The 14,589-nt window shown below is 39.2% G+C and carries 10 protein-coding genes; 5 read left to right on the top strand and 5 right to left on the bottom strand.

Features of this window, described 5'->3' with window-relative positions:
• Window positions 1–51: 51 nt before the first annotated feature.
• The 5 genes from EO132_RS00085 to EO132_RS00065 form a co-directional block, all read right to left on the bottom strand.
• Window positions 52–1,248: an IS256 family transposase gene (locus EO132_RS00085; RefSeq protein WP_062787294.1), complete on the bottom strand. Its 1,197-nt coding sequence runs from the start codon at window positions 1,246–1,248 to the stop codon at window positions 52–54.
• Window positions 1,249–1,320: 72 nt separating this feature from the next.
• The gene (locus EO132_RS00080) at window positions 1,321–2,016 is read right to left on the bottom strand and encodes a DUF6602 domain-containing protein (protein WP_127136010.1); all 696 of its coding nucleotides are present in this window, start codon (window positions 2,014–2,016) and stop codon (window positions 1,321–1,323) included.
• Complete coding sequence (locus EO132_RS00075) at window positions 2,009–2,473, bottom strand: M67 family metallopeptidase (protein WP_164732244.1); 465 nt, start codon at window positions 2,471–2,473, stop codon at window positions 2,009–2,011. The genes EO132_RS00080 and EO132_RS00075 overlap by 8 nt, the downstream gene beginning before the upstream one ends.
• Entirely contained in the window at window positions 2,470–4,119 is a 1,650-nt protein-coding gene (locus tag EO132_RS00070) for a ThiF family adenylyltransferase (protein ID WP_127136008.1), read from the bottom strand. The genes EO132_RS00075 and EO132_RS00070 overlap by 4 nt, the downstream gene beginning before the upstream one ends.
• Window positions 4,120–5,085, bottom strand: coding sequence for a nucleotidyltransferase family protein (locus tag EO132_RS00065; protein WP_127136007.1), 966 nt, complete (start codon window positions 5,083–5,085; stop codon window positions 4,120–4,122).
• 326 nt (window positions 5,086–5,411) lie between these two features.
• On the opposite strand from EO132_RS00065, the gene EO132_RS00060 reads away from it, so the two are divergent.
• The 5 genes from EO132_RS00060 to EO132_RS00040 form a co-directional block, all read left to right on the top strand.
• A complete protein-coding gene (locus tag EO132_RS00060) occupies window positions 5,412–6,833 on the top strand; it encodes a KAP family P-loop NTPase fold protein (RefSeq protein ID WP_127136006.1) in 1,422 nt (473 codons plus the stop codon).
• An 81-nt stretch (window positions 6,834–6,914) separates the two neighbouring features.
• The gene (locus tag EO132_RS00055) at window positions 6,915–7,982 is read left to right on the top strand and encodes an AAA family ATPase (protein ID WP_127136005.1); all 1,068 of its coding nucleotides are present in this window, start codon (window positions 6,915–6,917) and stop codon (window positions 7,980–7,982) included.
• Window positions 7,979–8,650 carry a DUF4276 family protein gene (locus tag EO132_RS00050; RefSeq protein ID WP_127136004.1) on the top strand — a complete coding sequence of 224 codons (672 nt, stop codon included), beginning with the start codon at window positions 7,979–7,981 and terminating at the stop codon, window positions 8,648–8,650. Before EO132_RS00055 ends, EO132_RS00050 begins: the two co-directional genes overlap by 4 nt.
• A 799-nt stretch (window positions 8,651–9,449) precedes the next feature.
• Window positions 9,450–13,733, top strand: a complete 4,284-nt coding sequence (locus tag EO132_RS00045; protein ID WP_127136003.1) for a T9SS type B sorting domain-containing protein — start codon at window positions 9,450–9,452, stop codon at window positions 13,731–13,733.
• A gap of 32 nt (window positions 13,734–13,765) precedes the next feature.
• Window positions 13,766–14,589: PorP/SprF family type IX secretion system membrane protein (locus EO132_RS00040; protein ID WP_164732243.1), on the top strand; the 824-nt coding region annotated here is incomplete at its 3' end.

The raw sequence follows: 14,589 nt of genomic DNA, 5'->3' as shown, positions 1-14,589 counted from the left end.
GACACTATCCCAATAAGTGTGTAAGTTAAAAATAACGGGGGTTGGGCTTTTCTAGAGCCTGACCCTTTTTTCATAGATCGTAAGGAACTGGTTTAAAATGATGCCCCAGTTCCTGATGGGCATGGACCATTTCTTGGTGGCCTCCCTTGTTGCCAAATATACGGATTTCATCACCGCATCGTCGGTGGGGAAGGAAAGCTTGTTCTTGGTGTACTTCCTGATCTTCCCGTTCAGGTTCTCTATAAGGTTGGTGGTATAGATGATCTTTCGTATCTCGAGGGGGAACTCGAAGAACACGGTGAGTTCGTCCCAGTTGTCCCTCCAGCTCCTTATGGCATAGGAGTACTTGGTTTCCCACTTCTTGGCAAAGTCCTCCAGGGCGGCCTTTGCGGCCTTCTCGTTGGGTGCGTTGTAGATGCCCTTCATATCGGCGGTGAACGCTTTTTTGTCCTTCCATACCACGTAGCGGCAGGCATTGCGTATCTGGTGCACCACGCATATCTGGGTTCTGGACTCGGGGAAGACGTTCCTGATGGTATCGGTGAACCCGTTCAGGTTGTCGGTGGCGGTGATCAGGATGTCCTCGGTGCCGCGGGCCTTGATATCGGTGAGCACCGACATCCAGAAGGCCGCCGATTCGTTCTTGCCCAGCCAAAGGCCGAGCACTTCCTTTTTCCCGTCCCTGCGCAGGCCCACGGCCACGTACACGGTCTTGTTGATTACTTTGGAGGATTCCCTGACCTTGAAGACGATACCGTCCATCCATACGATAAGATAGACCGGTTCCAAGGGTCGGTTCTGCCAGGCGACGATGTCCTCCGCCACCTTTTCGGTTATCCTTGATATGGTGGAAGTGGAGATGTCAAAATTATAGACCTCGCGTATCTGTTCCCCGATATCGCTGTTGCTCATCCCCTTGGCGTAGAGCGATACGATGACATTTTCGATGCCGTCCACCATGTTGCCCCGCTTGGGGACGACCATGGGGTTGAAACTGGCATCCCTGTCCCTGGGGACGGATATCTCGGACTCCCCGAAGGAGGTGCGCACCTTCTTTTTGGAGTGCCCGTTACGGGAGTTGCCGTCCTTGGACCTCTGGTGCCTTTCGTAATCCAGATGGCCGTCCAGTTCCCCTTCCAGCATCTTCTCGATGCCGCGCTTCTGGAGTTCCTTGAGAAAACCGTTGAGCTCGTCTCCCGATTTGAACTGCTTCAGGAAATCGTCGTTGAACAATTCTTCTTTCTTCATAATGTGAAAATATTTAAAATTAGACAAAAAATTAGCGGGGGCATGCCCCCGCTAATTTTCTATTTACACACTTTATGAGATAGTCCTATTGAAAACTCTTTTTTTATAATATTCAAAATATCGTTTATCAAAGTCTTTAATGTCATTGTCTTCTTTATTGTCATAATCTATAAAGAAAGCACCGTAATCAGCAATGCACCCGCAATCTATACTTTTTAGATTCGTTTGGGCTGCTAAATGTTTTTCTAAAGTCTTGTTGTTGCTTCTATCTCCAGACTTTGTTGAAGTTAAGATGCCACCTACTATTTTAGTTAATCCGCGAGGGTCAACTCGTTCTCCTACACTTATTATGTGAGTAGTAGTTCTTTTTAATCTCCTAACACTTTCAATTTTTTTCGCTGCATATTCAATATTGGTAATACCATCAGAATTTCCGGAAATATCGGGTTTGCATTCAAAAACTGCGTAAACTCCTTCAGCAGGGATATAATGAAATCCGTTTTGAGAAAATATAAAAGGGGTGAACCAATTATCATAAATAATGATATCAATTTGGTCACTTGTATTTCCAGTTGAATCTATTACAATGCCTTTATCAACGCTATATCTATTTGGTAAATATTTCTTTAACCACTCAATCCAAGCATTTTCAAGTGCATCGCCTTTTGAAGTAGAGTGTTTTATGTTACTTCGGTTTGTGCTTAATTGCGCAATCATTTGATTTTGTAAACCGGAAAAAAGTTCTTTAAGTAAAATTTTATCACTCATAAGGAATTAATTTTTTGTTTTCGTAAATATAAAAAGTTGCCTGGTTAAGCTTTTTTTCTGAAACACTCAAAATGAGTAAAACAGGGTTTTTAATATTAACACTTGGGGACGATTCAATGTTAATCATTGCCCTTAAATCTATATCACTATATCTAGTGCTTCCATTAGGATGAGTGTGCCATTCACCAACATAAATTTCTTTTTTTATCTTAAATAGCTTGGAAAATAAGGACTTTGTTCCTTTGGCGCTTCTTTCAAATAAAGACCTACTTCCTTTATAACTTTTGGGGAGAATATAATCGGTTATAAATAATGTGTTGTAATCATCTGAGTACTTTCCTATCAAAAAGCCACCAAATTCATTCGGATAATGGTCTATCCCTAATTGACTAATTTTTTCTAGTAGTTCTTGATTTATGATTAGTTCAACATTTCTATGCTTGTTATGTAGTTTCAATACTCTACTATTTTTAAAGTTGATGAATCGCTTTCAATAATAAAGTTGTTTTTTCTTGAACCAGTTTCGTACAAATTATGAATATGTTTTATTGCCATTTGAACTAATAATGATATGTCATTATAGGATGCTTTGAAAGTTGGACTCCAACAACCAGTTGGTTTATATAAATCAGTGGTGTCATTTTCTAAAACATTCATAAACTGATTCATTGCAAAGGTGTAGATGTTAGGGTAAAATGCGCAAACCAATTCTTTTGCAAAGTTTGTAATTGAAAGGTTTGTCAAATCACATTTTATTTTGAGCGAGTCAAGAATGTACATAAGGTCATTGTCAGTTGTGCAATCAAAAACTAAGTCGTATTGATTGAGGCTATTTTCGAAATTGCTTTTTGCTCCTTTTTCTTTGTGGTATAACTTTATGATGCCTTGAAAATAATCTTTCTCAATAATGCTCGTTTCAACAAATGGAGAAATCGTACCAAGAATAATTTTAAGTTCTTCCGTTTTATCCATCAATCCAGTATTGAACTGATATTCTGATCGACATACGTTTTCTGGTTCCTTGATGTCATAGTCTGCAATATCAATGAATTTACAACCGCATCTTGTTAGTGTTTTAGCAACCATGCTTCCAATTGCCCCAACTCCGATAATCAGTATTTTCTTTTCTATGAAGTTTTGTGAAAAAGAACCCCTACCGAAAAAATACTTGTATGAAGAATTTCTAGTAATACCCCAATTTATATCTAATTCGTTTCTTGGAGTTGTTATCCATTCTTTGTTTGGTAATTGATACCCTATAATCGGAAAACCACCTATTTCCAATAAAGCAACTTGCCAATGTATATTGACTTCATCAATTTTGTACCCAAAAAAAACAGGGAACAATTTCCCTCTTTCTTTGATGAACTTTTTTTGAAATTCGAGTAAAAAGTTTAAAAATGCTTTTGGAAGATGGTCTAGTAAATCTGACCATTTAGTAAAAATGAACTTACCAAAGTTAGCAGGGGGCCTTTCTATAAATAAATATGCGCCAGTATATGAAATGCCCATATTCTTATAAAGATTGCTCCATTGGCAATCTAATTGTTCTCCACTTCTTCTAATAAAGCTTTGAACTATATGATTTGAAATTGAATCACCTCTAAACCCTCCATTTTGGAGCGCGGTAATTGTTACATCTCCAAATTCTCCTTTTTCAAAACTATATTCAATATCTGTAAAAAGAAATGAGCGATACTGATTGTTTATTAATTTTTCATCAACTATGATATGTTCGTAGTGGTCGTCTTGGTCTTTATTGATAAAATACTTAACTATCCAATTCTTCAAAGAATGGAAGTCATAATTTAGCTTTGATTTTAAATTGGTGTGATGCGATGTGTGGATGCATATAGCACCATCTCCCATTACGTGCCTATATTCTAAAAGATTCAAATTTTTAAACTTTATGGAATCTGAATCATAATTTTTTAGAGGGTAGCACTTGTATACTTCTACTACAAATTCTAAAGGGGTTGATAGTTCTTTGAACGATATTGTAACCTTTCCTTTTATTAGTAAATCTTCCTCTACAAAATCATAGACTTTTTCAACAAATGGAATATCGCTAATGAGTTTCGTAACATCATCCAAAAACTCCATTTATCCGAATCGTTCATTCTTTGGAGGTGTCGAATAGGCTGTCCCCCCAGTTTTTATTCCGTAACCGACGCTGCTTGATGATTTGTCATCATCTTCAAAATCTTTATTTGTTGGGAAATAACTTTTGATATTATCACTGTTACTATTAATTCTTTCAATGATTGTTTCCATCCTATTGGATAAATTGGTTTTCCCCCAACTTTCTAAGGTATCCATCAAATCATTGTTGCTATTTCCGGGGTCAATTAATTTGAAACCGTCTTTTGTAGCGTTATCCTTAATATACTCCATTACTTTCTCCAATTTTTCCCAGATGTTACCTGAAATATCTTCCTTGTCAAAAGCTTTTATAGTAAAAAGTTCCAATAAAAAGGATTTATATTCTTTACCATCGTTATTGTTCCATATTTTCAACAAACGGATAATCTTTCTTTCATTTTCTTTTGCTTTTATATGGTCAATCTGTGCTTGTATGTTAGTTTGGATGTAGGTACTACTAGAGAAAAGGCCATATTTGCTGTAAACGAAAAGATTTAATTTATTATCAGCAGAGTACTGGTCCTTGTTGAGTTCTCTACCGGGAACAATATCTAAGTTTATTACATCTCCATCATCATCCTCATCAAAAATTATCCCGATTGATACTTTTTGCTTTCTTATGGTGGCAATTTCTCCATATTCATCATCAAGAAAATCATTAAGGCTATCAAACATTTTATCTAGAGTATCGAATGAATCTTTTTTAAAAGGTACAACCACATCTAAGTCGAATTTTGTATTTATCGCCGTATGCTTCTTGAAAGAACCTGAATCAAATGGATAGTATATATCAGAACCGTAATGATTAGCTAATGCTTGTTTAACTTCATTTCTTTTCTCTTTGAATTTATCAACTAAATTCTGAACGTGTGTCATTCGATGTGTTTCTAAAACTGTTTCTAGGTGCTCATGTTTGTCTGTTGCCATAATCTTAAGTTTTTTAGGTTTTAGCTGTCAATAACTCTGCCAAATTGATAATCAGTTGGTTAAACTCATAATGAATTGTTTAAGATGTCAAATTGACAGGTGCTCTTACAATATTTTATATTGATGTTTAAAATGCTTTAATATGGGTAGCTATTATTGAAGAAGACACCTGTCAATCAACAAAAAGATTAATCGATCTATTTAAAAAGGCAGCTTGATAATTATGTTAGTTTTGTAGAAAACCTTTATAAAAAACAGGCTATCAATAATCTAAAGAATAAACCGAATAGACCATTTAAATCAAATGGTTGAATAAAACATGTTACATGGAATTAAGAAACAAAGATGTATTGGTGTCTGAAGATCTAAAAGCTAATCCTTTTGAAAACGATTTGCTACACCGTGAACAATATGCCAATGTTCTTACGAGTATTTTAAACAATTATAAAAAGGGTTTTGTGCTGGCAATTAACAATGAGTGGGGTACAGGAAAAACCACTTTTGTAAAAATGTGGATGGGATATTTGAAACAAAAGACTTATGAAACAATTTATTTTAATGCTTGGGAGAATGATTTCCAAGATGATGTAATTATTGCAATTCTTTCGGAACTCAAAAAAATCAAAGGTGATTCGGGTATTCTTTTTGCAAAAGTTTTGGAAAAGATACTACCGATACTTAAAAGTACGGGTGTAGAATTGTTCAAACATGCAATGGGCAAGATTACGGGTGAAAAAGCAGTAGAAGTAATTGCAGAAGGTTTGGGAGAATATTCGGTAGCAAGTTTGCAAAAAGAGTTGGATGATTTTGAGAATAAAAGGGCTACTATAAAAGAATTTAAAGAAGTGTTGACGGAGTATGTGAAAAGTGTTGACAATGATAATCCAATTGTTTTTATTATTGATGAGCTTGATAGATGTCGACCAAATTATGCCGTGGAGGTATTGGAGAAAATGAAACATCTCTTTAGTGTTGAAGGTGTTGTATTTGTTCTGTCAATTGATAAAATTCAATTAGGGCATGCAATAAGAGGTGTTTATGGAAGTGAGCATATAGATTCAAATGAGTACCTAAGAAGATTTATAGATCTCGAATTTTCATTACCTAAACCCGATGTTAAGGATTACACCTTGTTTTTGACCACTCATTTTGGACTGTATGATTATTACTCTAGTAAAGAAAGGCAAGAGCTTAGAGAGTTTCAAAATGATATGGAAGCCTTAATTTTTATTTTAGATTTAATTCAGGTTTCTTGTTCTCCAACATTAAGACAACTAGAAAAAATATTAGGTTTATTTTCAGTTGTAGTCAAGTCACTAAAATTTAATCAGTATGCTAATCCAATGTGTATAATTTACCTCATTCTTCTAAAAATAAGAAATGAGGATGGGTATTATGAAAAACTTGTTAGTCGAAGATTATCTTTACAAGATATACTGGATAAAACAATTGAGTTATTTCACCCCATTCATGATGAACAAAAACACGGATATTTTGTCTGGTTCCAAGCCGAAATGGTATTTTTTTATTGGAAATACCTTACTGAAATAGATAAGTCAGTTGTTCTTTATGAAGGAAATGTAAATGATGAAAGCTTTTCTATAAAGGTTGATGGGAAGGCAGATAATGAATATAGTACCCTTAAAGGTTCAATACAAGGATTGTTAAGTAATTATCATGCAAGAAGAAGGGTTAATTTAATGTCTTACTTAATTCCCCATATAGAATTGACCAAGGTTGTTAATTAGTTATAAACGGAATTTTTTGGGGTAGTTTTTCTTTAATTTTCAAAAATATGATTCCTTAACATTATTCTTTAATTTGTGGTTATGTTAGATCGAATAGTAATTAAAGGTTACAAATCAATAAGACACCTAGACATTGAATTGAAGTCTGTAAATATATTGATTGGTTCCAATGGGGTTGGAAAGTCCAATTTTGTTTCCTTCTTCAAATTGGTTAACAATATTTATGAACAAAGATTGAAACAATTTTCGATGAAAAGCGGATCCGATAACTTGCTTTATTTTGGTCGGAAGGAAACAGATTTTATTGAAGGTTTTTTAAATTTTGGAAACAACGCATACTCTTTCAAGTTGGAGCCTAATGATGATGGTGGATTATTTATCAATGAAGAACATAGTATATATCATCCTGCTCCATACAACAAGTCATTTTGGAACAATAACGTACAGGAGAGCGGTATAAAAACTTCAAGCTCAATAAGGGACAGATATTTACGGGAGCACTTAGAATCCTATAAAATCTATCATTTTCATGATACTAGTTCAGCAGCCCCATTGAGGACACCGGCGAATATTGATGATAATAGGATGCTTCGAGAAGATGGGGATAATCTAGCGGCTTACCTTTATTATATAATGGAGAAATTTCCAAAAAACTTTAGAAGAATAGAGAAGACGATTCAATCTATTGCACCTTTCTTTGAGAAGTTTAATCTTGAACCAGATAGGTTAGATGAATCTAGAATTAAACTTGTGTGGAACGAAAAAGATCACATTGACACTTATTTTGATGCTTCCCATTTATCGGATGGAAGTTTAAGATTTATTGCATTGACAACTTTGCTCATGCAACCGAAGTTACCTAAAGTGATTATTATTGATGAGCCGGAATTAGGTTTACATCCAGTAGCAATTAACAAATTGGCTGCTTTAATAAAATCAGCATCACAAAAGGATTGTCAAATTATTATTTCTACGCAATCAGTTAATCTTCTAAATAATTTTGAGATAGACCAAGTAATAACTGTTGATAAAGTAGATAATCAATCCAGCTTCTCACGATTAGAACATAATCGACTTAAAGATTGGCTTGATGATTATTCTCTTGGAGAACTTTGGAGTAAAAGTGTAATTAATGGTCAGCCAATATGAAGCGGTTGATAATAATTGTGGAAGGAGATACGGAACTCGCCTTCGTTAACACTATTCTTGCTCCATATCTTTATTCTAAAGGAATACTTAGTGTAAGTTGTTTTAAAATTAAGCATTCTAAAGGCGGGCTTTCCAAATATGAACATCTTAAAAAAGATATACTTAATGTAGTATATGAAAACGGGGCGGTGGTTACTACACTCATCGATTTTTATGCACTACCACATGATTTTCCAGATTTTTCGGACTCATTGGCTATTGCCCAAAAATCAGATCGTCTTGACTTTCTCGAGTCCGCAATTCAAAATGAGGTAGAATTATCCCAAGGAAGGAAATTTGAAAATCTAATTCCCTATATACAACTACATGAGTTTGAGGCATTAGTCTTTAGTTCAATGGAAGGTTTTGAGAGTTTATTTGAAAATTCGGAGGCGGATTTTGATGAACTCAATTCCATTTTCGAAGAGTATCCTAACCCTGAGGATATTAATGATGATCCTAATACGGCTCCTTCTAAAAGACTGATTAAGAATATTAGAGGTTACGATAAAGTGCTTCATGGCAGTCTGTTACTCGATGAGATAACCATTGAAGTTATCTTGCAAAAGTGTCCCAGGTTTAGTTGCTGGGTCAATAAATTGATAACTATTCTAACTTCTGAAGATTAACTTTCCTATTGACTTTTACTAAAGTTATAAATAAGGAATAACTTATTTGAAATTGGTTTAGAACAAATTTTATTACTAAATTTAGAGGTATTAACACATAGGATTTGTGTTCAAAAGTTGTTTTTTGTTTTCCGTGTTCTTAACGGGAATATCCTCAAGATTACAGCGTTAAAACAATGATTTTCAGAAATATAAGATTTTGTCGATGATTCAGTCATCCCGACGAACCACCAAATAGGTAGAAACAAAGCACTGTTAATTGTGTGATTATCAGTGCTTTTTATTTTTAACGAATTCATCTGATACCATAAAAATCCAAATTTTAAGTGTGCAATAAGGTGTGCACACCCGCACACGGATTGTTGTAGTTTTAGGTATGCACAATTGAGGATCAAGGCCGGTCCGATCACTAACCATTGTTTAATTTAAAAACTTCAACATGCGGACAGACAACACCCTAAAAAAGTGTAGATGGCGAATGACCGAAATTGTAAATAAGTTTAGAGCAAGCAAGGAGGTGGTTATAGCTCCTAAGTACCTCCTCATTTAAACGTCTTTTGGCTTACCCTGGTGTTCCACTCATCATTGCTAATAATGGATTGTCATAATTGATTAGCCATATGAATTAAGCACTATTTGAAATCATATTTCTAGTGTAAAAACAAATATTTCTTCTGGGCATCATTTGTAATATCAAGTTAGAAAAGTTTTACAACAGGTTTTATTTGATATACAACATATGTAAGAAAATACATTGCTTTCGTGTGTATGTTTGAACCGCAATAAATTGATATACAACATGCAAACTAAAAAATCAACCTCACCTTCCCTTTTTGCCACCATTAACTCTTTTATGGAATGTATTTCCAAAATATGTACCAACAATTTTTCTTGGACCTTGGAGCTAAATTTTCGGACAGATTTTAAAAACAGAATCTCCTTGATTCTTATTACTGTTCTTTTAACAGGATTTAGTCTTCAATCGTTTGCACAAACAGATGCCGTCTATGATTTTAACACCCCAGGTCAGCTCAGTGCTGTATTCAACGCTTCGGGACCAAATGTCGCCAATGTTACAGAGTCAACTACCGGTGGAACTGGCAATACTGGTTCCATAACGGTTGGCAGTGTTTCGACCAATGCCATTTTCGCAACAAAAGATGGCTATAGCCTTGGTCCGGAAGGAAGTATCTATACTTTCGAGAGTTTTGTTAAAAGTGTTTACAATAGCGGTTATAGTGGATTGGGCTTTGCACCGGCCTCCCCTGCACCAGGAAGTGTTTCTACCGCTTATAGGCCAGACAATGCCCTCGGTATTTCGGTCCATGGGGGTGGTTTTATCTTCCATAATGGTACCACCAATTATAGTGGAAGTTGGGGTGGAGGAAGCTCTGGTGGAATTACCGCTGTCAAGTCAAGTAGTATTGGAGATCTATTGAACAGTGGTTCCCCTGATGATTGGTACAGGGTCGTTTTCTCCATTGAAAGAACATCAAGCTCTCAATACGATTTAAGAGTGGAAATATGGTCTGCCAACGCAGATGGTTCATTTATTAGACCGGCTGAAGCTGATGCCATTTTTGAAGTAAATGGGATTACCAATTCAAGTATAACCTCGGCACCAGCAATCTATAGTTACTTTAGTTTTTCTGGTCAACGAGTATCTCATTTCGATAATTATGCAATCCAGCTTGAGGGAGGAGGAACTGTTATAACCGAAGGCAATCCAGTTATTCTAACCACCAATGCCTCACTTTCAGGTAGCGTTATTACAGTCGATGGAAATGTAACCTCGGAAAATGGCAGCGCGGTAATCGATAGGGGTATAGTATATGCAACGAGCACAGGGCCTTCCATTGCGGACAACAAGGTGAGCCAAGGCAGCGGTACTGGGACTTTTTCGGTGGATACCCCAGCGTTGGCTGCAGGCACCTATTATATACGAACTTTTGCCACAAATGGTGTAGGTACCAGTTACGGTGCTGAGTATCAAATAACGATTACTGCCCCGCCCAATAATTCCCCGACCGTAACATCCACGTCAATCACATCAGCAACAGCTCAATCACTTTATTACTATGATATTAAAGCAACAGATGCCGATAATGATGTAATCACCTGGACAGCTAATACCGTCCCTGCTTGGTTGACCTTTACCAGTGGTACACTGCAAACCAGTTTTGTAGGTACTGGTGCAACACCAACCAATACAGGAGATGGGGTGAATCAGTCGCCGGATGGGACCAGTGCCTCCAATACGGTGATTCGAACAGGTACTGCCGCTCATGGCGATAATAAATTGTTTTTCACCGACACCGAAGAGTATGGGATTCGCTATGTTGATGAGAACCGAAATGTGCAAACCTGGTATCAAGGGGATGGAACCTATACGAATCTAAATCCAGTAGGGATTGCCTATGATGTGGCCAATGATGCGGTGTATGTCGGAGATTATGCCAAGTCGGATATCGTGAAAATTGATAATTTAGGTACTCGGACCCTTCTGTCCGATTTGCCGGAAGCGTTTATATTAAGACTGCTAGTCAATTCAAACGGTACAAAACTGTATGCGTCCGCGCGAGGAGGCATTTATGAAATTGACCTTGCCAACAATAACCCTGTTACGAACTGGACGCGTGTAGTTGGTACAGGATCATCGGGTTATAGTGATACGGGGACAGCGTCAACCTCACAAGTTAATCAACCGCACGGTATGGCTTTTGACAGTGCTGGGCGCTTGGTTTTTACTGACCGGTTTAACGACATCATTCGGCGAGTTGATCTAGCGACAGACACCATTGAAACCATAGCAGGTATGCAAGGGGCAGGAACGGAAGCTGGCGATGGCGGACTTGCAGCCAATGCGACATTTGCCGACCCATCAGGATTAGTCATTAACGAACACGATGAAATTTTCATTTCCGAGAGATTAAGCAAGCGGATAAGAAAAATCGATACCAACGGTGATATTGATACATTTTTTACAGTTTCTGCGGGCGGTTTTGCAGACGACTTAGCGATATCTGATGCAGGTGAGTTGTATTTGTTGACTACCACACTTATTGCACAGATAGCAACCAAGGCTGAATTAACCGGTACGCCAACCAATGCAGATGCGGGTGTCCATGATGTAGCACTTACACTGAGTGATGGTATAGATAATGTGCCTTATAATTTCCAAATTACGGTTCAAGCGATCAACATTGCTCCAACCGATATTACGCTAGATAATAATAGCATCGGCCAGAGTGCTACAGGTGTAGACTCCATGGTAGGTACGTTATCCACTACCGATGCTGATTCTGGCGATTTCCATACCTACACGCTGGTATCGGGAACTGGTGATACGGATAACTCTAGTTTTAATATCAGTGGAAACACATTAAGAACCAATAGCTCATTAGCGGTAGGTAACTACAGTATCAGAATCAATACCAATGACGGTACGGATGATTTTGCCAAGGAATTTACCGTTAACGTCACCGATGATGCTGCACCTGAAGGCTATACGGCAACCATTGATCAAGATCCCATAAGTAGTTCAAATCAAACCACGATCAGTTTTACTTTAGCCGGTGCCGAAATAGGTGCGGACTACGATTATACCTTCACTAGTGACGGTGGCGGGATAAACGTTATCGGCTCAGGAACCATTGCCACGGCAACCGATCAAATAACAGGTATTGACCTTAGCGGTCTTGGTGATGGAAGCATCACGTTGTCCGTAACGCTTACCGATACCAATGGCAACGAAGGGGTTCCGGCCACGGATAGCAAAACAAAGGATGTTGTGGAGCCAGTTCCTAATTTGGTGATTGCAGAATCCCTATACTTTGGCCCTTTCACAATTCGATTACAGTTTTCAGAACCTGTTCTTGATCTGGCCCCCAACCCAGTGTTGATTGCACCAGGGTCAGGCGGGGAACAAATGGCGACCTTGGGTCCACTTCAAGAGGTGACCGCAGGATTGGTTTATGACATTCAGGTTACCCCATTGGTGCCAGGTGAAATCGTCTTCTATAATGATCTTTATGGTATGGCAAGGGATGAAGCTGGAAACTATACCATACCGTTGGGATTCGTGAACGGTACCTATTATGATTTGGATACGGACAATGATGGTATTGGGAATAGTACGGATACCGATGACGACAACGATGGCACACCTGATTCCGAGGATGCATTCCCCAAGGATGATTCCGAGGATACCGATACCGATGGTGACGGAACCGGGGACAATGCCGATGAGGATGACGACAACGACGGCACAGCTGATTCCGAGGATGCCTTCCCTAAGGATGATTCCGAGGATACCGATACCGATGGTGACGGAACCGGGGACAATGCCGATGACGATGCCGATAATGACGGAACTCCAGATGATGAGGATGCCTTCCCATACGATCCAAACGAAGATTCCGATATTGATGGCGATGGTGTAGGTGACAATTCTGATACGGACGACGATAATGACGGCGTTACCGATACCGATACGGACGGAGACGGTCTTGGCGACAACGTTGACAATGATGATGACAATGACGGTATACCGGATAATCAGGATGATTTCCCGAATGATGCTTCAGAGACAATCGATACGGACGGGGACGGAATTGGCGACAATGCGGATACCGATGACGATGGCGATGGTTATTCCGACGAAGTGGAATTGACCGAAGGAACCGACCCAACGGATGCATCCAACACTCCATTGGATACCGATGGGGATGGTATTCCCGATAGCATGGATGAGGATGACGACAATGATGGTGTTCCAGATGCGGACGATGCATTCCCAACAAGCGAAGAGCCTTCTTTGGTTCCTGCACAGGCCTTTACGCCTAATGGTGACGGGAACAACGATGCTTGGATAATTCCAGGAATCGATAATTACCCGAACAACGTGGTGAAGGTATACAACCGCTGGGGTCACGAAGTTTTTGGAACCCGATCCTATCGCAACAACTGGGAAGGTTTCTACAAGAACAGGAACGAAAAACTCCCTGCGGGATCGTACATGTATGTCATCAACCTAGGCGATGGCAGTGCACCATTGCAAGGATGGATATTCATCAACTATTAAACCAACACAACAAAAAACACCATACACAACAGATGAAACTTTTAAATAACATTCAATTACTGGTCCTCCTCCTCGTGCTTTCCCTATCGGCAAGTGCACAACAGGACCCGAACTATACCTTTTACCGCTACAACATGAACATTTACAACCCTGCCTTTGCGGGGAGTTCCGAGGCTGCCGAATTCTCATTGGGGATTCGCAGCCAATGGGCGGGAATCGAAGGGGCTCCTGAAAGCCAAAGTGCCATTTTCGGGATGCCCGTGGGCAAGAACATAGGGCTCGGGGCCTCCATACTCAACGACAAGACCTTTATCGAGCAACAGACATGGGTGGCCATCGACGTCTCCTACAACATCCAATTGGACGATGAGCACATGCTCTACTTCGGGATCAAGGGAAGCGCCAATTCCTACGACGCCAACACACAGGGCCTTGTGACCTACGGTGTGGGACAGGACGGGACATTGGTGGATTATGATAGCCGCTTCACCCCCAATGTGGGCGCCGGGGTCTATTTGAAGCACGACAGGTATTTCGCGTCCCTTTCGGCACCAAAGCTGTTGACTCCCGACCGTTTGCAGGAGCGTGATGGCAATGCCTACCTCGGGGTGGACCGTATGCACGCCTATCTGAGCGGTGGGTATACCTTTTTGCTGGGCAGGACCTTGGACCTGAAGACCATGGGGATGTTGCGCTACGTGGATGCATCGCCCATATCCGTGGAATTCACGGGAATTCTGGATTTTGGGGAACGCTTTGAGTTAGGGGCCAGCTACAGGTACGATGAGAGCATCAGTGGACTGTTCCTGTTCAACATCAGCAGCGGGTTCAATCTGGGCTACGCCTACGAGACCTC

The organism is Flagellimonas oceanensis, from assembly GCF_003992595.1.
Lineage (GTDB): Bacteria > Bacteroidota > Bacteroidia > Flavobacteriales > Flavobacteriaceae > Flagellimonas > Flagellimonas oceanensis.
Note: the sequence above shows the minus strand (reverse complement) of the source record. Positions and strands in the feature narration are given on the sequence as shown.